Source organism: uncultured Bradyrhizobium sp., assembly GCF_964252615.1.
In the GTDB taxonomy this organism is placed as follows: domain Bacteria; phylum Pseudomonadota; class Alphaproteobacteria; order Rhizobiales; family Xanthobacteraceae; genus Bradyrhizobium.
In genome coordinates this window covers 4391-26159 of sequence record NZ_CAXUNQ010000046.1, presented here as the reverse complement: position 1 = coordinate 26159, position 21769 = coordinate 4391, and the positions used below count along the sequence as shown (strand labels likewise).

The window sequence follows — 21769 nt, the reverse complement described above, 5'->3', positions numbered from 1 at the left end:
CGCAAACCTACCGCAGTGCCCTCAGCTCCCTTCGCAGCACCTTTCCGGTCGCGGTCATCGGCAGGCTTTCGACGAACTGCACGAAGCGCGGATATTCGTGCGCGGCGAGTTGTACTTTCACGAAATCCTGGATCTCGCGCGCCAGCGCGTCGCTGGCTTCAAAGCCCGGCCGCAGCACGATCCATGCCTTGATCGCCTCGGTGCGGATCGGATCGGGAATTCCGACCACCGCCGACAGCGCCACTGCGGGGTGCTTCAATAAGGTGTGCTCGATCTCGGACGGCCCGATGCGATAGCCGGCCGAGGTGATGACGTCGTCCTCGCGGCTGACGTACCAGAAATAGCCGTCCGCATCCTGAATGCCGAGATCGCCGGTGAGCAGGAATCCGCCGGCGATCTTCTGAGCCGTGGCTTGCGGATTTTTCCAATACTCGATCATGGTGACGGGGTTCGGCTGGCGCACGCCGATGATGCCACGCTCGCCGCGCGGCTGTTCGCGGCCCTGCTCATCGACGATGCAAACGTCGAAGCCGGGCGTCGCCTTGCCCATCGATCCCGGCCGGATCGGAAACAGCCTTGCATTGCTGCCGATCACAAGATTGCATTCGGTCTGGCCGTACACCTCGTGGGCATCGATTCCGAATGTCCCGCGCACCCAGTCCAGCAATTCGGCGCCCAGCGATTCGCCCCCGGTCAGAATGCTGCGCAGCCTGACGCCCTGCGATCTTACGCCTGCCTGCCGCATCAGCTTGATTGCGGTCGGCGGCAGGAACACGTTGCGGACGCCGTGATCGGCCATCAATTGCATCGCGGCCTGCGGCTCGAACTTCCTGGCGCGGTGTCCCACCACCGGCACGCCATGATACCAGGCGGCAAACAGCGCATTGTAGAGGCCGCCGATCCAGGCCCAGTCCGCCGGCGTCCACATCACGTCGTCGGGTTTGGGCAGGAAATCATGGACCATCTCGACACAGGGCAGATGGCCGAGCAGGGCGCGATGCGCGTGCAGCGCGCCCTTCGGATTTCCCGTGGTGCCGGAGGTGTAAATGATGATGGCAGGATCGTCAGCCGACGTATCGACGGTGGCGAAATCTTCCGGGGCATCTTCGATCGCGGTCCAGAACGATTTGGCGCCGGCGTGTACGGCGCCCGACGTGACGTAGATATCCTGCAGATAAGGCAGCCTATCGCGGATCCTGGCGAGCTTTTCCCAGCCGGTTTGGTCGGTGATGACAGCCTTGGCGCCGGAATTGGCCAGACGAAACTCCAGCGCGTCCTCACCGAACAACGTAAACAGGGGCACCGAAACCAGTCCGGCGCGAAATGCCGCCAGATGCGCGATCGGCAACTCCAGCGACTGCGACAGGAATACGGCGACGCGATCGCCGCGCGCTAGTCCGTCGGCCTTCAGCGCGTGGGCGAAACCGCAGGACAGCGCGCGCAGCTCGTCGAATGAGGTGCGCTGCGTACCGCCGTCTTCGTCGACAAAGATCAGCGCGATACGTCCGCTGCCGTCGGCATGACGATCGCAGCACGCATCCGCCATGTTGAACCGCTGCGGGATGTCCCAGCGGAAGCCGCGATAAAGCCGGTCGTAGTCGGTGGTTTCGATGAGCATGAGCGGGCCTCGATCTTCCGATCTGGTCGTTCCCGTAAAGGCGGGGACGACATCAGGGGGAGTCACCCCGTCAGCGACGCCTTGACCATTGCGCTGGCCTTGCCGAAATCCATTTGCCCGGCGTATTTGCCCTTCAGCGCGCCGATGACCTTGCCCATGTCCTTCATCCCCGCGGCGCCAGTCTCGGCAATAACCGACGCGATCGCGGCCCTTACATCGTCCTCCGACATTTGCTTCGGCAGATAGGCCTGGATGATCGCGATCTCCTCACGCTCCTGCGCCGCCAGTTCGGCGCGGCCGCCCTTGTTGTAGAGCTCGACCGATTCCTGGCGCTGTTTTATCATTTTTTGAAAGACGCCCAGCAGATCGTCGTCGCCGAGCGGCGGCTTGCCCTGGCCGCGCGCGTCGATGTCGGCATTCTTGATGGTCGAACTGACCATGCGCAGGGTGGAGAGCTTGCGCTCGTCCCTGGCCCGCATCGCGTCCTTGATGGCGTTGTCGATGTCGTCGCGCAGCATCGTGTTGTCCTCGTGTTGTCAGCCTGATCTAGACGGGCGGTGGCCGCGAAACAACTCAGATCCGCAGCCATTCGACCAGCGCATCCGCCGTCGCCTGCGGACGCTCCGGTTGGGGACAATGCCCGCAGTCCGGAATAATGACCAGTTTCGCCCCGGCAATGCCCTCCGCCATCTCCTTCGAGTTGGTATTCGGGATCAGCAGGTCCTGATCGCCGGTCAACACCAGCGTTGGGCACCTGATGGCCGCCATCGTTGGCCGCGAATCCGTTCGTGTCATGATCGCGGTCTGGTTGTTGATGAAGCCTTCGGCCCTGACATCGTCAGCCATGTCGTGAATGAGCTGGCGCAAGCCGGCATCGCCGGTGCGCGACGGGTGCACCAGCAGCGGGAACAGTTCGTCGATCAGGTCGTGAAGGCCGCCAGCGCGGGTGCGGGCGATCGACGCACGCCGTCTCTCGCTGGCCTCCGGCGTGTCCGGCCTCGCCTGGGTGTCGATCAGCGCCAGCTTCGCCACCCGCTCCGGCGCCTGCCGCATGATCTCGAAAGCGATATAGCCGCCCATCGAATGCCCCGCGAGCGCGAAACGCGGCGGCGCCTCGGCGAGCAACTGGCGCGCGATCGCGCCGATATTGTCCTCGCGGATATGATTGGCCACCGTCACCGGGCCATGTCGCCAAAGTGCCGGAACAATGGGCGCGAATATTCTCGGGGATGACACGAGACCCGGAACGAGCAGAATCGGAATCGTATTGTCCATGAGATCGCGCCCTCGAACCGGTCATCCCCGGGCTTGTCCCGGCCATCCGCGCCTTAATAGCATAACCGAAGGAACGATGTGGTGGCCGGATCAGCCCTATCGTATCCGCTCCGCGGTCATTGCCGGCTTGACCCGGCAATCCATCCCCTTCGACACGACTCCTGCGAAGATGGATGGATACGCGGGTCAAGCCCGCGTATGACGCGATGCGCGAGTCTGGCAGGGTGTCAAGCCTGGCCATGACGAAGAAAAACGGTGCTCCGGCTTTGACGCCGAAGCGTGCGGCGACTATGTAATGCGCTCATGACCCAAACAGAAAACTCGACCGCCTGGCCGGACCTTAAGCCGACCGCGCTGCTCGTGCTTGCCGACGGCACCGTGCTGGAAGGTTTCGGCCTCGGCTCGGAAGGTCGGGCGGTCGGCGAAGTCTGCTTCAACACCGCGATGACGGGCTATGAGGAGATCCTCACCGATCCCTCTTATGCCGGGCAGCTCATCACCTTCACCTTTCCGCATATCGGCAATGTCGGTACCAACGACGAAGACATCGAGACCGTGAACATGGCGGCGACGCCGGGCGCGCGCGGCGTGATCCTGCGCAGCGCCATCACCGACCCGTCGAACTACCGTTCGGCGCGGCACCTCGACGAATGGCTCAAGCGCCGCGGCATCATCGGCATCTCGGGCATCGACACCCGCGCGCTGACCGCGCTGATCCGCGGCAGGGGCATGCCGAACGCGGTGATCGCCTATGCCAGGGACGGCGGGTTCGATCTGCATGGATTGAAGGAGGAAGCCCGTCAATGGCCGGGCCTCGAAGGCATGGACCTGGTGCCGATGGTCACCTCCGGCCAGCGCTTCACCTGGGACGAAACGCCGTGGGCGTGGGACAAGGGTTTCGGCCGACTGACCGCGCCGGAATTCAACGTCGTCGCCATCGACTACGGCATCAAGCGCAACATCCTGCGGTTGCTCGCGGGCGAAGGCTGCAAGATCACCGTGGTGCCGGCGACCACCTCGGCGGAGGACATCCTGGCGATGAAGCCGGACGGCGTGTTCCTGTCCAACGGCCCCGGCGATCCCGCCGAAACCGGCAAATACGCGGTGCCGGTGATCCGCAAGGTCATCGACTCCGGGACGCCGACGTTCGGAATCTGCCTCGGCCATCAGATGCTGGGCCTGGCAGTCGGCGCAAAAACCAAAAAGATGCACCAGGGCCATCACGGCGCCAACCATCCGGTCAAGGACGAGACCACCGGCAAGGTGGAAATCACCTCGATGAACCATGGCTTTGCGGTGGACCAGGCGACATTGCCGAAGGGTGCGACGCAGACCCATACCTCGCTGTTTGACGGCTCCAATTGCGGCATTCAGCTCGAGGGCAAGCCGGTATTCTCGGTGCAGTATCACCCCGAAGCCTCTCCGGGACCGCGCGACTCGCACTATCTTTTCAAGCGCTTCGCCGACCTGATGCGGGCGAAGAAGAGCGGGTAATACTTTCCGTCATTGCCGGGCTTGACCCTACTGGATGCACACATCTCGCCGTCATTGCCGGGCTTGACCCGGCAATCCATCCCCTTCGAAACGACTCTTCCGAAGATGGATGGATACGCGGGTCAAGCCCGCGTATGACGAGATGTGGGAATCCAGTAGGGCTTGACCCGGCAATCCGTCGTTTGAAGAGTGATGGATGCCCGGATCCAGTCCGGGCATGATGCGGAAACATGAAGTCAAAAGCTCTGGCGTGTCGGTTGAGGGTTTAGTATGATGCCCATCATCATAACCGGACCTCACCCCATGGATGCCGCATCCGTCCCGCCTGTCGAGTATGGCGTCACGCCGACCGACGTCATGGCCTCGATGTCCGGCGTCGCGTTCGTCCGCGCCATCTTCGAGGGCAAACTGCCGGCGCCGCCGATCATGCAGACCATCGAGCCGTTCGACTGCACCGCCGAGCCCGGCGTGGTGGTGATCAACAGCATCCCGGGCTTGCGGCATTACAATCCGATCGGCTCGGTGCATGGCGGCTACGCCGCGACGCTGCTGGATTCGGCGATGGGCCTGGCGGTGCATTCGATGCTGCCCGCGGGGACCGGCTATACCACGCTGGAATTCAAGATCAGCTTTATCAGGGGCATGACCAAGGACACCGGTGCCGTCCGCAGCGAAGGCCGCGTGCTCAATGTCGGGCGCCGCGCCGCCAGCGCCGAAGCGCGCATCACCGATTCGCGCGGCCGGCTACTCGCGCACGCCACCACCACCTGCCTGGTATTCGAAATTCCGGCCGGAACATCGCCGGGCGGCCAAGGTTGATGCCGCAGGAATTTGCCGGGAGAATCCAGCCATGTCGGTGGTCAGCGACGGCATCAAACCGCGCACCTTCATCTTTGAAGACGACGGGCTCGTGCCCAACAATCCCCTGCCGTTCGTGGTCTACAAGCAGGCCATCGATATCGGTAACGGCCACCCGGAAAAAACCATCGAGGGACTGTTCGGCGCCAACGGATGGGGCGAGATGTGGCGCGACGGCGTGTTCGATTACCTGCACTACCATGCAACGGTGCACGAGGCGCTCGGCGTCGCGCGTGGGCGTGCCCTGGTGAGATTCGGCGGCGACCGCGGCAAGGAGATCGAGATCGCGGCGGGCGACGTAGCGATCCTGCCTGCCGGCACCGGGCATCAATGCGTTTCACAGAGCCCGGATTTTTGCGTCGTCGGCGCCTATCCGCCGGGGCCGAAGATGCACGTCACGCTGCCGACGCTGGAAAACCACGCCAAGGCGCTGAAGACGATTCCGAAAGTGAAGGTGCCGGAGACCGATCCGGTGCTGGGAGAAGGCGGGCCGCTGGTGAGATTGTGGCGGGAATCGTAGTCCGCAGCCTGTAGAGTGGGCACGGCGCGAAGAGCGCGTCGTTGCCCACCCACGAAGCCGGGCTGCCTAGTCGGCGATGCCGGCGTCCGGCGGATCGATTCCGAGCGCGGTTGCGAGCGCGATCAGATGATCCTGTTCGTCGAGCAAAATCTCGCGAATGCTTTCGGCGATGGAAAATTCGTTCAGTTCGTCGGCTTGCCGGACGCGCCGCCGGTATTGCCGGATCGTCTCTCGTTCGTTGTCGAGGTCGAATTGCAGCATCTCCTCGGCCTTCTCCGAGGTCTTCACCGGCTTCGGCGTAACTGACGGCATACCGCCGAGATAATCGATATGGTTGGCCACCTTGAGCGCATGCGTCAGTTCTTCCTTGGCATGCACCTCAAGTTCCTTGGCGATGTTCATGTATTGCGCGCCCCTGAGAACCTGCGAGTAATTCACGTAAGCGATGATCGCCTGGTATTCGCGCGACAAATCTTCGTTCAGCCCGTCAATGAGCATCTTGCGCGTGATCGTCTGGTCGGATTTGGCCATGTCGTCTCCTGTCAGGGTCTGGCTCGATTTGAGTCGGCGTCTCCGTGCGGGGGCCGACGGCAAAGTGACTGGGCCGAGGCCTCAATCCCTAGAAAAGCTCTATATCTCTCCAACACAGCATTATAAAGCCGGTCCACCACTGGAACAAGGTAAGCGGGCCCTTCATGGACGACTGGATCGACTATTACGATTCGACGCATACGATTTATGCGAGCAAGTTACACCGCGACGTGCACTTTCGGGTGATCGCGAGGGATATCGCCGGATACATCTCCTCGCCCGACGCCGTGGTGCTGGATTACGCCTGCGGCGAGGCGCTGTCGGCGGGGCGGGTGGCCGATGCCTGCGCCAAGCTCATTCTCGCCGAGCCGGCCCCGGGCGTGCGCGGCCGGCTGATCGCGCGCTTTGCGCCGAACACCAAAATCCGCGTGCGGTCGCTCGATGATCTGCGGCACATGGAAGAAAAGTCCGTCGATCTCGCGGTCATGAATTCGGTCGCGCAGTACATGACATCAGACGAACTCGACGCCGCTTTCGCGGTGATCCGGCGGCTGCTGAAACCGGGCGGCCGCCTGGTACTGGGGGATATCCTGCGGCCGGAAGTCGGCATGGGCCGGGATGTGCTGGCCCTGCTGAAATTCGCCGCAGCCCATGGCTTCCTGAAGGATGCGTTTTACGGTCTGGCCTCTACGGCGCTGTCCGATTACCGGCAGTTGCGCGCCCGCGTCGGGCTGCAGCGCTACGGCGAGGCCGAGATGATCGCAAAGCTCGCGGACGCCGGGTTTACGGCCTCGCGCGCGCATCAAAACATCGGGCATAATCCGTGGCGGATGACGTTCGTGGCGCGGCATGCGTTTTGATGCAGGTCATCGCAAGGCGCCCCTGCAACGAAGCAATTCAGTCTGCGCCGCGCTCTGGATCGCTTGGCGGAGCCTGTCATCGGGCGATTGGCGCGACCCGTTGGCTCGTAATGGGCAAAGCCGGTGAGTTAGGGTTAACCAAGGCTAAACGTGGTTTGCCGCGGCCTGATGGCTCATGATGGGCATGGCCCGGTGGCGGAAAGCGTCGACGCGGGAGCGGTGCATCGCTCTTTATCCTGGTTCGAATCCAGGCCGGGCCTCCAGCCTTCGGCGCTCCGCAGCTTAGGCCAAGGCAAGCCAAACATCGCGCCCCGGACGTAGCAGCGCGTGGCTGTTCGCGAAGCGGTGCGCCGCAGAGCCCGGACCGTACCAAACACCTAAACCGTCATGCCGGCCTGACCCCGCCGGATTCACATCTCGGCCGTCATTGCCGGGCTTGACCCTACTGGATTCACACATCCCGTCATACGCGGGCTTGACCCGGCCATCCATCCCGGTTCTGCGCAAACGTTATGACAGCGTCAGGGCTAAATGCTAACAGCAGACGCCAGCAACAGCATCCAAACCGGGAAGAAAAACTCATGCCTGCCGCAGCGACCATCGCACCCGCCCCCGCGAAATCCGCGCTTGAAACCTCCACCATCCGCGCGATCTCGTGGCGGCTCATTCCGTTCCTGATGCTGGCGTATTTCCTCGCCTATCTCGACCGCGTCAATCTCGGCTTCGCGGCGCTGACGATGAATGCGGAATTGAAGTTTTCGCCGCTGGTGTTTTCGTGGGGCGCCGGCATTTTCTTCATCGGCTATTTCATTTTCGAGGTGCCGAGCAATCTGGCGCTGGAAAAATTCGGCGCCAGCCGCTGGATCGCGCGCATCATGGTGACCTGGGGCATCATCTCCGCGGCGATGGCGCTGGTAAGCGGCGAATGGAGCTTCTATATCCTGCGCTTCCTGCTGGGCGTGGCGGAAGCCGGATTCTTTCCCGGCATCATCCTGTACCTGACCTACTGGTATCCGGCCGAATATCGCGGACGCTTTCTCGCCGCCTTCGCCATCGCGGTCCCGGTTTCCACGGTGATCGGCGCGCCGGTCTCCGGCCTCTTGCTTGGGCTCGACGGCGCAATGGGGCTGAAGGGCTGGCAATGGCTTTTCATCATCGAAGGCATTCCCTCGGTCCTGCTTGGCGTCGTCACCTGGTTCTATCTCACCGACCGGCCCGAAAAGGCGGATTGGCTTGACGCGGAGCAGAAAGCGTGGCTGTCGTCGCGGCTCGCCGCTGAGAATGCCGCCAAACAGGCGGCGACGCATCTGACGCTGGGGCAGGCACTGACCTCGCCGAAGGTGATCACGCTGAGCCTGATCTATTTCGGATTCGTCGGCGCGTTGTATGGCATGCAGTTCTGGCTGCCGCAGATCGTCAAAGCCTTCGGCTTTTCCAACGCGCAGACCGGCTTCGTCACCGCGGTGCCCTATCTGTTCGGATCGATCACGATGATTTTGTGGGCGCGCCATTCCGATCAGACGCGCGAGCGGGTCTGGCATGTGGCGCTCGGGCTGTTCGTTACGGCGATCGGCCTTGGTATTTCGGGCCTCGTCACCGACCCGATGATCACGATGCTTGCGCTGATCGTCGCTGCGATCGGCATTTTCTGCACCTTCGGCGTGTTCTGGACCTTGCCGACCGCTTGGCTCAGCGGCACCGCGGCGGCGGGAGCCATTGCGCTGATCAATTCGATCGGCAATCTCGCCGGATTCGGCGGGCCCTATCTGATCGGCTGGGTCAAGGAAGCTACCGGCAGCACCTCGACCGGGCTTTTGGTGCTGGCGGTGCTGCCGCTGATCGGCGGGCTGCTGGTGTTTCTCGGCGGACACGAAACCAGGGCCGAGTTCGCGGGGCAGGCGACAAAATAGCTTCCCCATTCCCGGGCGCGCATCTTCGTGTGAGCGGGGAATCCAGTGCCGGGCGCGAAGCCTGGATTCCGGACTCGCAGTCAGCGGCGGCGGGAAATGACAAATCGTTCACAAAATCCTGATTACTGACGAACATTGACAATCGTCAGTAAATAATCGACACTTCTCTTGATGTTTCATTGAGGGAAGCCGTCATGTTTACCCGTTCGATTTTCGCTAATTATTACAAGCTTTTAACTGGGGCGGGCATAGCTTTTCTGGCAATTGCGCTGGTTGGCTGCAATGAGAAGGTGGCCGAGAAGTCGGCGCCCGCGCGCCCAGTTCTGGTCGCCACCGTGCATTACGGCGCCGAATCCCCCGAACGCAGTTTCGTCGGCACCATCAAGCCCCGGATCGAAACCGACATGGGCTTTCGCGTGCCCGGCAAGGTCGCAAAGCGCCTGGTCGAGGTCGGCCAAGCCGTCCATGCCGGCCAGCCCCTGGCCACGCTGGATGAAATCGATCTGAAGCTGCAGGCGGAGCAGGCCCAGGCGGAATTTTCCGCCGCCACCGGCGTGCTGGCGCAGGCCGCCGCGTCCGAAACCCGTTCCAGGGAATTGCGCATAAAGGGCTGGACCACCGACGCGCAGATGGACCAGGCGAGGGCCGCCGCCGACGAAGCCCGCGCGCGCCTCAATCGCGCCGAGCGCTCGGTCGAACTGACCAAGAACAGCCTGTCCTACGCGACGCTGGTCGCCGACGACAACGGCGTCGTCACCGCGACCCTGATCGATGCGGGACAGGTGGTGGCGTCAGGCCAGACCGCCATCCGCGTTGCGCGTTTTGCCGAGAAGGAGGCCGTCGTCGCCATTCCCGAGACGCTGGTCGGCCGTGCCAAAGACGGCACGGCTTGCGTGACGTTATGGTCCGAGCCGAACAGGAAATACGCCGCGAAGCTGCGTGAGATTGCGCCCGCTGCCGATCCCGCGACGCGCACCTATCTGGCGAAATTCGCACTGCCCGATGCCGGCGACACGGTGTCGCTCGGCATGACCGCGACGCTGACGCTGGCCGATCCGGCCACCGAACGGGTGGCGCGGGTGCCGCTGTCGGCATTGTTTAGCCAAGGCGGCGCTCCCTCGCTCTACATCGTCGACGGCGCCGGCGACGTGGCGCGAAAGCTGGTCGCGGTGAAATCCTATGAGAGCAACGACGTCCTCATTACGGGTGGCGTGGACGAGGGTGCCAAGGTGGTCGTGCTCGGCGTGCAGAAACTCGATCCGGCCCAGAAGGTGCGGGTCGTATCGTCGCTGTCGTTCTGAGCGAATCCATCATTGCAGGCGAAGCGGCGAAGCAGGAATAGGAGGGTTGCAATGAAGCGGTTCAATCTCTCGGCCTGGGCGGTCAGCCATCCCGCGCTGATCCTGTTTCTGGTCGTGGCGCTTAGCGCCGCCGGCTTCTTCTCTTACCAAAGGCTCGGCCGCGCCGAGGATCCATTCTTCACCGTCAAGGTGGTAAACGTCTCGGCGATCTGGCCAGGTGCGACGGCTGCGGAAATGCAGACCCAGGTCGCCGACCCCATCGAGAAGAAGCTGCAGGAACTGCCGAACTTCGAGAAGGTGCAAACCTATTCCAAGCCGGCCTTCACTGCAATGCAGGTCACCTTCAAGGATTCGACCTTGCCGAAAGATGTGCCTTATCTGTTTTATCTGCTGCGCAAGAAACTCGCCGACGTGCAGGGCCAGTTGCCGGCCGGCCTGCTCGGGCCCAACGTCAACGACGAATTCTCCGACGTCGATTCGATTCTCTACATGATGACCGGCGACGGCGCCGACTACGCGCAGTTGAAGAAGACTGCGGAGGGCCTGCGCCAGCGGCTGCTGAAAGTGCCTGGAGTAACCAAGGTCGACCTCTACGGCACCCAGGATGAAAAGATCTATGTCGAATTCTCGCACGCAAAGCTGGCGACTCTCGGCATCACGCCGCAGACACTGTTCGATTCGCTTGCCAGGCAAAACAACGTGACGCCCGCCGGGACGGTGGAAACCTCGTCCCAGCGGGTACCGCTGCGCGTCACCGGCGCGCTCGACGGGCCTAAGGCGGTGGCGGAAACCCCGGTCGAGAGCGGTGGCCGGGTGTTTCGCTTGGGGGATATCGCCACCGTCACCCTCGGCTATGTCGACCCGCCGACCTTCACGGTGCGTCAGGAAGGCAAGCCCGCGCTCGGCATCGGCGTGGTCACCGCCAAGGGCGCCAACATCCTTGAACTCGGCAAGGATGTGCAGAAGGCCGCCGACGAATTCATGAGCGCGGTGCCGCAGGGCGTCAGCCTCGAGCAGATCGCCGACCAGCCGAAAGTCGTCGAGCATGCGGTCGGCGAATTCGTGCATTCCTTCATCGAGGCGCTGGCGATCGTGCTGTTCGTCAGCTTCGTCGCGCTGGGCTGGCGCACCGGAATCGTGGTGGCGCTCTCGGTGCCGCTGGTGCTGGCCATCGTCTTCATCGTGATGAACGCGATGTCGCTGGACCTACATCGCATCACGCTGGGCGCGCTGATCATCGCGCTCGGACTTTTGGTCGATGACGCCATCATCGCGGTCGAAATGATGGTGGTGAAGATGGAGCAGGGCTGGGACCGCATGCGCGCCGCGTCCTTTGCCTGGGAATCCACCGCGTTTCCGATGCTGACCGGCACGCTGGTGACCGCCGCCGGCTTCCTGCCCATCGGCTTTGCCAGCTCCGCGGTCGGCGAATACGCCGGCGGTATCTTCTGGATCGTGGCGATCGCGCTGGTCGCGTCTTGGTTTGTCGCGGTGATCTTCACGCCCTATATCGGCGTCAAGCTGCTGCCCAACATCACGGTCCATCACAACCACGATCCGCACGCGGTCTACGAGACGCGGGTCTATCGCATCCTGCGCGGCATGATCGCGTGGTGCGTCGAACATCGCATCAAGGTGGTCGCGGCCACTGCCGGTATTTTCGCGCTTTCCATTGTCGGCTTCGGCCACGTGCAGCAGCAATTCTTTCCGTTGTCGGAGCGGCCGGAGCTGTTTCTGCAACTGCGCCTGCCCGAGGGCACCGCGTTCAACGTCACCGAGAAGTCGGTGAAGAAGGCGGAAGCGCTGCTTGAGGACGACCACGATATCTCGACCTATACCGCCTATGTCGGCCAGGGCTCGCCGCGGTTCTGGCTTGGGCTCAATCCGCAATTGCCGAACGAGGCCTTTGCAGAAATCGTCATCGTCGCCAAGAATGTCGAAGCGCGGGAGCGCATCAAGGCGCGGATCGAAAAGGCGGTCGACGGCGGCACGCTGACCGAGGCCCGCGTGCGCGTCGACCGCTTCAACTTCGGCCCCCCGGTCGGCTTCCCGGTGCAGTTCCGCGTGATCGGCCCGGATCCCAACACCGCGCGCGACATCGCCTACAAGGTGCGGGACGTGGTTCGGCAGAACCCCAACGTCAAGGACCCGCAACTCGACTGGAACGAACAGTCGCCGTACCTCAAACTGGTGGTCGATCAGGACCGCGCCCGTGCGCTGGGGCTGACGCCGCAGGATGTCTCGCAGGCATTGAGCATGCTGATCTCGGGTGCCCCGGTCACCACCGTGCGCGACGGCGTCGAAAAGGTTGGCGTGGTTGCACGCGCTGTGCCTTCCGAACGGCTTGATCTCGGCCGTGTCGGCGACCTCACCGTCACCTCTCGCAACGGCGTCGCGGTGCCGCTGGCCCAGGTCGCGAACATCGAAACCGCCCACGAAGAACCGATCCTGTGGCGGCGCAACCGCGACATGGCGATCACCGTGCGCGCCGACGTGGTCGACGGCGTACAGCCGCCGGACGTCACGAACCAGATCTGGCCGAAACTGCAGCAGATCCGCGACGGCCTGCAACCGGCTTACCGCATCGAAGCGGGTGGCGCGTTTGAGGAATCCGCCAAGGGCAACGCCTCGATCTTCGTGCTGTTTCCGCTGATGGTGATCGTGATGTTGACCCTGCTGATGATACAACTGCAAAGTTTCTCACGATTGCTGCTGGTATTTCTCACGGCGCCGCTCGGCATTATCGGCGCCTCGCTCGGATTGAACATCGCCAACCAGCCGTTCGGCTTCGTGGCGCTGCTGGGCCTGATCGCGCTGGCCGGCATGATCATGCGCAACGCGGTGATTCTGGTGGACCAGATCGAGACCGACGTATCGCACGGCCTGACCCGCAAGGAGGCGATCGTGGAAGCCACCGTCCGCCGTGCGCGGCCGGTGGTGCTGACGGCGCTGGCTGCCATTCTTGCCATGATCCCGCTGTCGCGCTCGGCGTTCTGGGGCCCGATGGCCATCACCATCATGGGCGGGCTGTTCGTAGCGACCTTCCTGACCCTGCTGTATCTGCCGGGCCTCTATGCCCTCTGGTTCCGCAACAGCCTTGAACAGAGCGGCCGCAGTGAACATCTCGACCTTGCGCCGCAGCATCACGGCGAACCGCGACAACCCGCATTTCCGCTTGCCGAGGCAGCGGAATAATTGAACAGTAAGCGCTGATATGACAATGGTCGCCGACACCATCGAAGCCGATACGCGAGCACGGATTCTCGCGGTGGCGGAGCGTTTGTTCCGGGAAATCGGCTATCAGAAGACCACCGTTGCCGACATCGCCAAAGTGCTGCGGATGAGCCCGGCCAACGTCTATCGCTTCTTCGATTCCAAGAAGGCGATCCACGAGGGCGTAGCGCGCGGCTTGATGGGCGAAGTCGAGGATGCGGCGCAGGCAATTGCGTCGGGGCCGGGGCCGTCGGCGGTTCGGTTGCGTGAACTGATGAAAACCATCAACCGAATGAACGCGGAGCGCTATGTCGGCAATTCCAAACTGCATGAGATGGTCGAAATCGCCATGCAGGAAAGCTGGCAGGTCTGCGTCGCGCATATGGAGCAGATCACCGGCACCATTGCCGAAGTGATCGCTTCGGGCGCGGCGTCCGGCGAATTCGAAGCCCCAGACGTGCCGCTGGCGGCGATGTGCAGCTGCAGTGCGATGATGCGGTTCTTCCACCCGCAAATGATCGCGCAATGCGTCGACAAGCCCGGCCCGTCGATCGACCAGATGATCGATTTCGTTTTGGCCGCACTCGCGCCGAAGAACACGAAGTAACGGATCGTTGCGAGCGTAGCGAAGCAATCCGCAAGCCGCAGAATCCAGGCGGGATTGCTTCGTCGTTTCGCTCCTCGAACGACGGGAAATAAGAGAAGGATATCGGCGTGGACGCCTCGACCCCCAAGGACCTGCACTACTACGAGCCGAAAAACGGCCACGGCCTCCGGCACGATCCGTTCAACGCGATCATCGCCCCGCGCCCGATCGGCTGGATCTCGTCGCGCGATAAGAACGGCAACATCAACCTCGCGCCCTACAGCTTCTTCAACGGCTTCAACTACCACCCGCCGATCATCGGATTTTCCTCGACCTCCTGGAAGGACAGCGTGGTCAACATCCAGGAAACCGGCGAGTTCGTCTGGAATCTCGCGACCATGGATCTGGCGCAGCAGATGAATGCCACCGCGGCGCATGTGGCGCACGACGTGAGCGAGTTCACCATTGCCGGGCTGACGGCGGCGCCGGGCAGGCTTGTCAACGTGCCGCGGGTCGCGGAAAGTCCGGTCTCGTTCGAATGCAAGCTGACGCAGATCGTCCAGTTGCAGGGCGCCGACGGCAAGAAAGCGCAGGCGTGGCTGACGCTCGGCGAAGTCGTCGCCGTCCATATCGACAGGAGATTCATCAAGGACGGCATCTATCAGACCGCATTGGCGCGTCCGATCGTGCGCGCCGGCCGCAAGGGCGATTACTTCGAAATCAGGCCGGATGCCATGTTTGAGATGGTCCGGCCGGACTGAGCTTTTCGGAATGCTTGGGTGCCCGCATCATAGCCATGACGGCTAACCGGACCGCTTTCAACCATCTGCCGCGTTGACCGAGGTGCCAAACCGCACCACGATATGGCTTGCATCGCCTACGGGGTGCCCTCATGCCCGGCTTAAGTCATCGCCAATCCGAAATCCTCAACATCGCCCGCGCCTTCGGCCGGGTGATGGTGGAAGACCTCGCCCGCCGTTTCGAGGTGTCGGCGCAGACCATCCGCAAGGATCTCAACGACCTCGTCGACCATCGGTCGCTGACGCGGATCCATGGCGGCGCCATCATTGCCTCGGGGGTCGAGAACCTCGCCTACGAGGCGCGCCGCTTCGTCGCCGCCGACGAGAAGAAGGCGATCGGTTTTGCGGCCGCGTCGCAAATCCCCAATGGCTGTTCGCTGTTCATCAACATCGGCACGACGACGGAGGAGGTCGCCAGCGCGCTGACCTCGCATGAGGACCTGCTGGTCATCACCAACAACCTCAATGTCGCGATGCTGCTGTACCGGCATCCGCGCATCGAGGTGATCGTCGCCGGCGGCACGGTGCGCCGCGCCGACGGCGCCGTGATCGGGTCGACCGCGATCAGCCTGATCGGCCAGTTCAAGGTCGACTATGCCATCATCGGTGCCTCCGCGATCGACGAGGAAGGCGCGCTGCTGGATTTCGATTACCGCGAAGTGCAGGCGGCGCAGGCCATCATCGCCAACGCCCGCAGCGTCATGCTGGTTGCCGACTCCACCAAACTGCGGCGCAGCGCCCCGGTTCGCATCGCCCATATGAGCCAGATCCAGACTTTCGTCACCGACGCCCCGTTGCCGGCTGGGCTTGCGAATATCTGCCATACCCGCGGCATCGCGGTGATCGAGGCCATGCCCAAGGCCGAAGGCGACGCCGAGGAAGCCGACGCCGAATCCATCGTAACTCCGATGCGGGCGAGATAACTGCATCGCTTCAGCAGTCGCGGTCCATCCTTCGAGAGTGGCGCACGGCCTGAAGGATGACGGCGGTGGATGCGGTGACTGCAACTGATCTACGTCGGCCGCTCGCCAATGCTGAGGTCTCGCATCCCTCGCCATCGCCGTAGGGGTACCTGCCCTGTTTCACGGCGGCTTCTGAAGGAATGTCGCAAGCTGTTTGGTTAATCGTTGTTGCTTTCGTTTTTGGTTGTGCTTTAATCCAAATCGAAAGCTAATTCGCTGAATCCGAAGAAATCAGCGAATGGTGCATGCCTTTGCCGGGATTGTGCGCCAGAACAAGCAACAGAGGGAGCGTCGGTGGGTCAGGTTTTCGACCTCGCGATCATCGGCGGCGGCGTTAATGGCTGCGGCATCGCTCGCGATGCCGCCGGGCGCGGCAATTCCGTTTTCCTTTGTGAAATGAACGACTTGGCCAGCGGGACATCATCCTGGTCGACCAAACTGGTGCATGGCGGCCTGCGTTACCTCGAATATTACGAATTCCGCCTGGTCCGCGAGGCGTTGATCGAGCGCGAGATCCTCTGGCAGATCGCGCCCCACATCATACGGCCGCTGCGTTTCGTACTGCCGCACCATGCGGGTTTAAGGCCGGCGTGGCTGCTGCGACTGGGCCTGTTCCTGTATGACCATATTGGCGGCCGCAAGCTGTTGCCGCCGACGCGGTCGGTTGATCTCGCCCGCGATGAGGTCGGGCGGCCGCTGGTCCCCGGCCGCTACGCCAAAGGTTTCGAATATTCCGACTGCTTTGTGGACGACGCCCGGCTGGTCGTGCTTACCGCGCGCGATGCGGCCAATCGCGGCGCCGAGATCCGCACCCATACGCGCGCGGTTCAGATCAAGCAGGCCGATGGAATCTGGCAGGTCACCGTCGAGGACCGTTTCTCCGGCCAACGCTCCGCCATCAGCGCCCGCGCGCTGGTCAATGCCGGCGGCCCCTGGGTCGAGCAGGTGCTGGCATCCGGCGCCGGCGTCAACGCACGGGCCAAGGTACGTCTGGTACAGGGCTCGCACATCGTGGTGCGGAAATTGTATGCCCATGACCGCGCCTACATGTTCCAGAACAGCGACGGCCGCATTGTCTTCGTCATCCCCTATCAGGATGATTTTACGCTGATCGGCACCACGGATCGTGATTACGACGGCGATCCCGCACAGGTGAAGGCTTCGCCCGAAGAAGTAAAATACCTCTGCGACGCCGTCAGCGAATATCTTGCCCAGCCGGTCAAGCCGGCGGATGTCGTGTGGACCTATGCTGGCGTCCGTCCGCTCTATGACGACGGCGCCAGCGAAGCCAAGGCCGCGACCCGCGATTATGTGTTCGAACTGGACACGCCGGGCGGCGCGCCGCTGCTGTCGATCTATGGCGGCAAGATCACCACCTATCGCCGCCTCGCCGAGGAGGCGCTGGAGCGCCTCGCGCCATATTTGCGCGGCGCCAAGGAAAACAAAAAGGCGCGCGAAGGCTGGACCGCGGGATCGCCGTTGCCTGGCGGCGATCTGGATGTCTCGGCGATCGCGGCGCTGACCGCCGAGTTGCAGCGCGGCTATCCGTTCCTCATCCCGGCGCATGCAAGTCGCCTGGCCCACGCTTATGGCACGCGCGCCAACCTGGTTCTGGGCGCTGCGAAATCCTTTGCCGAACTCGGCCAGGCGTTCGGCGCCACGCTGACGGAGAGCGAAGTCAGGTACCTGATGGCGAACGAGTGGGCCTGCACCGCCGAAGACATCGTGTGGCGGCGGTCCAAACTGGGATTGCGCCTGTCGGCAGCCGAGATCGCCGCCATCGACGACTGGATCGCCGCGAACCGCATCCCGCATGAACGGCCCTTGCTCGAAATGGGAGGGCGGACATGAGCGTCACGCTCGACCACATCACCCGCGCGGTCGACGGCATCCCGACCATCCGCGATGTCTCGCTTAAGCTGGAGCGCGGCACGCTGAGCGTGCTGCTGGGGCCGACATTGTCGGGCAAGACCTCGATCATGCGGCTGCTCGCCGGCCTCGACAAGCCGACCTCCGGCCGGGTTCTGGTCGACGGCAGCGATGTCACCGGCGTCGACGTGCGCAAGCGCTCGGTGGCGATGGTGTATCAGCAGTTCATCAATTATCCGTCGCTCAGCGTCTACGAAAACATTGCATCTCCCTTAAGGGTGCAAGGCAAGCCGCGCGCCGAAATCGAGAGACGGGTGCAGGAAGCCGCAAAGCTGTTGAAGCTCGAGGCCTATCTGCACCGCACGCCGCTGCAACTGTCGGGCGGCCAGCAGCAGCGCACCGCGATCGCCCGCGCGCTCGTAAAGGGCGCCGACCTGGTGCTGCTGGACGAACCGCTCGCCAACCTCGACTACAAGCTGCGCGAAGAGCTGCGCACCGAGCTGCCACGCATCTTCGAGGCTTCCGGCGCGATTTTCGTTTATGCCACGACGGAGCCTTCGGAAGCCTTGTTGCTGGGCGGCCGCACCATTTGCATGTGGGAAGGCGAAATCCTGCAGAACGGCCAGACCTCCAGCGTCTATCGCCGTCCCGACACCCTGCGCGTCGCGCAGGTGTTTTCCGATCCGCCGCTCAACATTGTCGGCATCGAAAAGCACGACGGATCGGTGCAATATGCCGGGGGTGTACAGGCCCCCGCCAGCGGGCTCTATGCAGGCTTGAGCGACGGCCCCTATCGCGTCGGTTTTCGCGCGCACCAGTTGGAGGTGGCGAGCGGCGTCGCCGACCGGCACGCGTTTTCCGCCACGGTGACGGTGACGGAAATTACCGGCTCGGAAAGTTTCGTTCATCTGAAGCGCGACGATCAGAACTGGGTCGCGGTGCTGCAGGGCGTGCATGAATTTGCGCCGGGCGACACGCTGGATGCGGTGCTGGATCCCAACGACCTGTTCGTGTTCGACGCCGCCGGCCGATTGGTCGCCGCGCCTGGTGCGATGTGAGGAACACGGCGCATGGCCCGCATTGACCTCGTCGATCTTGCGCACACATATAGCGGCAATTCAGCCGATCCTGAATCCTACGCGCTGAAGCCGATCTCGATGACCTGGCGGCAGGGCGGCGCCTATGCGCTGCTCGGACCGTCCGGCTGCGGCAAGACCACGCTGCTCAACCTGATCTCCGGAATCGTGACCCCGTCGCGGGGCAAGATCCTGTTTGACGACATCGACATCACGCCGCTGTCGACGCAGAAGCGCAACATCGCACAGGTATTCCAGTTTCCGGTGATCTACGACACCATGACGGTGGGTGAGAACCTCGCATTTCCGCTGAAGAACCGCGGCGTACCGAGGCGGGAGATCGACGCGCGGGTCGCCGAGATCGCCGGGCTGCTCGATCTTACGCCCTATCTCGCCCGCAAGGCCACCCGCCTGACCGCCGATGCCAAACAGAAGATATCGCTCGGGCGGGGCCTAGTCCGTTCAGATGTCGCGGCAGTGCTGTTCGACGAACCGCTGACGGTGATCGATCCCGAGCTGAAATGGCAATTGCGATCAAAGCTGAAGGCGCTGCACCGCGAGCTTGATCTGACCATGATCTATGTCACCCACGACCAGACCGAGGCGCTGACCTTCGCCGACACCGTTGTGGTGATGCATGACGGCCGCGTCGTACAGAGCGGCACGCCGGCGGAACTGTTCGACAAGCCCGAACATACCTTTGTCGGCTATTTCATCGGCTCGCCCGGCATGAATATCGTGCCGGCGCAAGTGCACGGACGAGAGGCCGTTATCGGCGGGCACCCGATCGCGCTGAACCGCGCCTACGACCACCTGCCGTCCGGCGCAACCATCGAGGTCGGCGTGCGTCCGGAATTCGTCACGGTCGCGCCGCCGGCGCTGGACCTCTTGACCGCCAACGTCGAACGCATCGACGATCTCGGCCGGGTTCGCTTCGCGCGGGTGCGGATCGGCGACGTGAAATTCAATGCCCGCGTGCCGGCGGGGTTTTCGATTCCAGGTGCGCAGGCCGGATTGAAATTCGATCCCGCGCGCGTCCATGTCTATGCCGACAGCCGTCTCGTCGAGGGGGCCGCGTGATGGACAAGACCGTCAACCAGAAGGCCTGGTTCCTGGTGCTGCCGGTGTTCCTGATCGTGGCCTTCTCGGCGATCCTGCCGCTGATGACGGTGGTGAACTATTCGATGCAGGACACGTTCGGAAATAACCAGTTCTTCTGGAACGGCGTCGGCTGGTTCAAGGAACTGCTCGATCCGTCGACCGATCTCGGCGGACGCTTTCTCGCCTCGCTGTGGCGCAACCTGGCTTTCTCCGCGATCATCCTGGCGATCGAGGTGCCGCTCGGCATCGTGGTGGCGTTGTCGATGCCGCGCGAGGGCTGGCGTGTCGCGGCGTGCCTGGTGATTCTGGCGTTGCCGCTCCTGATCCCCTGGAACGTAGTCGGCACCATCTGGCAGATTTTCGGACGCCCCGACATCGGCCTGCTCGGCTATGTGCTGAACGGGCTCGGCATGAACTACAATTACGTATCGAACGAGTTCGACGCCTGGGCCACCGTGATCGTCATGGACGTCTGGCACTGGACCAGCCTGGTGGCGCTGTTGTGCTATGCGGGCTTGAAATCGATACCCGACGCCTATTATCAGGCGGCGCAGATCGACGGCGCGTCACGCTGGGCGGTATTCACCGCGATCCAGTTGCCGAAGATGAATCGGGTGCTGCTGATCGCGGTGCTGCTGCGCTTCATGGATTCGTTCATGATCTACACCGAGCCGTTCGTGGTGACCGGCGGCGGTCCCGGCAATTCGACCACTTTCGTGTCCATCGAACTGGTCAAGATTGCGCTCGGACAGTTCGATCTCGGCAAGGCCGCCGCATTGTCGATCGTCTACAACCTGATCATCATCATCGTGTGCTGGATATTCTACACCGTGATGACCAATGTCGGCGCCGAACGGCCGCAGAGCGGAGCGGTGTGATGCATTCGATCCCCGGCCGCCGCGTCATCCTCATTGGCTTTCTGATCTTCCTGCTGCTGCCGATCTACTGGCTGGTCAATATGAGCTTCAAGACCAATGGCGAGATCGTCACCACCATGACCTTGTGGCCGCATCAGCCGACGCTCGCCAATTACGTGCGCATCTTCACCGACGAGAGCTGGTATTCCGGCTACGTCAATTCGCTGAAATACGTGCTGATCAACACCGTGATTTCGATCTCGTTCGCGCTGCCGGCGGCGTATGCGTTTTCCCGGTATCGGTTCCTTGGCGACAAGCACCTGTTCTTCTGGCTGCTGTCGAACCGGATGGCGCCGCCGGCCGTGTTCGCGCTGCCGTTCTTCAACCTGTACTCGGCGCTCAATCTGTTCGATACGCCATGGGCGGTGGCGCTGGCGCATTGCCTGTTCAACGTGCCGCTGGCGGTATGGATTCTTGAAGGGTTCGTCTCCAGCGTGCCGCGCGAGATCGATGAAACCGCATTTCTCGACGGCTATTCGTTCCCGAAGTTCTTCGTCAAGATTCTGATGCCGCTGATCGCCAGCGGCATCGGCGTCGCGGCGTTCTTCTGCTTCATGTTTTCCTGGGTCGAATTGCTGCTGGCGCGCACCCTTACATCGGTCAACGCCAAGCCGATTTCGGCAGTGATGACCCGCACGGTGTCGGCAGCCGGGATGGACTGGGGCCTGCTGGCCGCGGCCGGCGTGCTGACCATCATTCCCGGCGCGCTGGTGATCTGGTTCGTCCGTAATTACATCGCGCGCGGTTTCGCGCTGGGCAGGGTGTGAGGGGACGATGGCACGATTCGTCATTGCGAGGAGCCAACGGGTCCGGCCTTTGGCCGGCCCGACGATAAACGCCGCGACGAAACAATTCAGCGCTTGCTGCGCGGCTCTGGA

General features: G+C 62.8%; 19 protein-coding genes and 1 tRNA gene. 16 read left to right on the top strand and 4 right to left on the bottom strand.

Features of this window, described 5'->3' with window-relative positions:
• Window positions 1-7: 7 nt before the first annotated feature.
• From ACFE72_RS19315 to ACFE72_RS19305, 3 genes are all read right to left on the bottom strand, one after another.
• Complete coding sequence (locus ACFE72_RS19315; protein ID WP_375414728.1) at window positions 8-1618, bottom strand: acyl-CoA synthetase; 1611 nt, start codon at window positions 1616-1618, stop codon at window positions 8-10.
• 62 nt (window positions 1619-1680) lie between these two features.
• Window positions 1681-2136 (bottom strand): GatB/YqeY domain-containing protein, encoded by a 456-nt coding sequence (locus ACFE72_RS19310; protein ID WP_375414727.1) that lies wholly within the window; start codon window positions 2134-2136, stop codon window positions 1681-1683.
• Between the two features lie 55 nt (window positions 2137-2191).
• Window positions 2192-2893: an alpha/beta fold hydrolase gene (locus ACFE72_RS19305; protein WP_375414726.1), complete on the bottom strand. Its 702-nt coding sequence runs from the start codon at window positions 2891-2893 to the stop codon at window positions 2192-2194.
• Between the two features lie 303 nt (window positions 2894-3196).
• On the opposite strand from ACFE72_RS19305, the gene carA reads away from it, so the two are divergent.
• The 3 genes from carA to ACFE72_RS19290 all read left to right on the top strand — a co-directional run bounded on the left by carA (window position 3197) and on the right by ACFE72_RS19290 (window position 5765).
• Complete coding sequence (gene carA, locus ACFE72_RS19300; RefSeq protein WP_375414725.1) at window positions 3197-4387, top strand: glutamine-hydrolyzing carbamoyl-phosphate synthase small subunit; 1191 nt, start codon at window positions 3197-3199, stop codon at window positions 4385-4387.
• Between the two features lie 303 nt (window positions 4388-4690).
• Window positions 4691-5206, top strand: coding sequence for a PaaI family thioesterase (locus ACFE72_RS19295; RefSeq protein WP_375414724.1), 516 nt, complete (start codon window positions 4691-4693; stop codon window positions 5204-5206).
• A gap of 31 nt (window positions 5207-5237) precedes the next feature.
• Window positions 5238-5765: a cupin domain-containing protein gene (locus tag ACFE72_RS19290; RefSeq protein WP_375414723.1), complete on the top strand. Its 528-nt coding sequence runs from the start codon at window positions 5238-5240 to the stop codon at window positions 5763-5765.
• 66 nt (window positions 5766-5831) lie between these two features.
• Here the strand turns inward: ACFE72_RS19290 and ACFE72_RS19285 are convergent, their stop codons facing one another.
• Complete coding sequence (locus ACFE72_RS19285) at window positions 5832-6296, bottom strand: bacterioferritin (protein WP_375414722.1); 465 nt, start codon at window positions 6294-6296, stop codon at window positions 5832-5834.
• 164 nt (window positions 6297-6460) lie between these two features.
• On the opposite strand from ACFE72_RS19285, the gene ACFE72_RS19280 reads away from it, so the two are divergent.
• The 13 genes from ACFE72_RS19280 to ACFE72_RS19220 all read left to right on the top strand — a co-directional run bounded on the left by ACFE72_RS19280 (window position 6461) and on the right by ACFE72_RS19220 (window position 21658).
• Window positions 6461-7156 (top strand): class I SAM-dependent methyltransferase, encoded by a 696-nt coding sequence (locus ACFE72_RS19280; protein ID WP_375414721.1) that lies wholly within the window; start codon window positions 6461-6463, stop codon window positions 7154-7156.
• 186 nt (window positions 7157-7342) lie between these two features.
• Window positions 7343-7419: transfer RNA gene (locus tag ACFE72_RS19275), tRNA-His, on the top strand.
• 318 nt (window positions 7420-7737) lie between these two features.
• Window positions 7738-9066 carry an MFS transporter gene (locus tag ACFE72_RS19270; protein ID WP_375414720.1) on the top strand — a complete coding sequence of 443 codons (1329 nt, stop codon included), beginning with the start codon at window positions 7738-7740 and terminating at the stop codon, window positions 9064-9066.
• Window positions 9067-9260: 194 nt separating this feature from the next.
• Window positions 9261-10367 carry an efflux RND transporter periplasmic adaptor subunit gene (locus ACFE72_RS19265; RefSeq protein ID WP_375414719.1) on the top strand — a complete coding sequence of 369 codons (1107 nt, stop codon included), beginning with the start codon at window positions 9261-9263 and terminating at the stop codon, window positions 10365-10367.
• Between the two features lie 51 nt (window positions 10368-10418).
• Window positions 10419-13562, top strand: a complete 3144-nt coding sequence (locus ACFE72_RS19260; RefSeq protein WP_375414718.1) for an efflux RND transporter permease subunit — start codon at window positions 10419-10421, stop codon at window positions 13560-13562.
• Between the two features lie 19 nt (window positions 13563-13581).
• A complete protein-coding gene (locus ACFE72_RS19255) occupies window positions 13582-14187 on the top strand; it encodes a TetR/AcrR family transcriptional regulator (protein ID WP_375414717.1) in 606 nt (201 codons plus the stop codon).
• Window positions 14188-14294: 107 nt separating this feature from the next.
• Window positions 14295-14927 carry a flavin reductase family protein gene (locus ACFE72_RS19250; RefSeq protein ID WP_375414716.1) on the top strand — a complete coding sequence of 211 codons (633 nt, stop codon included), beginning with the start codon at window positions 14295-14297 and terminating at the stop codon, window positions 14925-14927.
• Window positions 14928-15058: 131 nt separating this feature from the next.
• Window positions 15059-15889, top strand: coding sequence for a DeoR/GlpR family DNA-binding transcription regulator (locus tag ACFE72_RS19245; protein ID WP_375414715.1), 831 nt, complete (start codon window positions 15059-15061; stop codon window positions 15887-15889).
• 333 nt (window positions 15890-16222) lie between these two features.
• Window positions 16223-17779 (top strand): glycerol-3-phosphate dehydrogenase, encoded by a 1557-nt coding sequence (gene glpD, locus ACFE72_RS19240; RefSeq protein WP_375414714.1) that lies wholly within the window; start codon window positions 16223-16225, stop codon window positions 17777-17779.
• The gene (locus ACFE72_RS19235) at window positions 17776-18855 is read left to right on the top strand and encodes an ABC transporter ATP-binding protein (protein ID WP_375414713.1); all 1080 of its coding nucleotides are present in this window, start codon (window positions 17776-17778) and stop codon (window positions 18853-18855) included. Before glpD ends, ACFE72_RS19235 begins: the two co-directional genes overlap by 4 nt.
• A gap of 12 nt (window positions 18856-18867) precedes the next feature.
• Window positions 18868-19953, top strand: coding sequence for an ABC transporter ATP-binding protein (locus ACFE72_RS19230; RefSeq protein ID WP_375414712.1), 1086 nt, complete (start codon window positions 18868-18870; stop codon window positions 19951-19953).
• Complete coding sequence (locus ACFE72_RS19225; RefSeq protein ID WP_375414711.1) at window positions 19953-20852, top strand: carbohydrate ABC transporter permease; 900 nt, start codon at window positions 19953-19955, stop codon at window positions 20850-20852. The genes ACFE72_RS19230 and ACFE72_RS19225 overlap by 1 nt, the downstream gene beginning before the upstream one ends.
• The gene (locus tag ACFE72_RS19220) at window positions 20852-21658 is read left to right on the top strand and encodes a carbohydrate ABC transporter permease (RefSeq protein ID WP_375414710.1); all 807 of its coding nucleotides are present in this window, start codon (window positions 20852-20854) and stop codon (window positions 21656-21658) included. The genes ACFE72_RS19225 and ACFE72_RS19220 overlap by 1 nt, the downstream gene beginning before the upstream one ends.
• Window positions 21659-21769 lie beyond the last annotated feature (111 nt).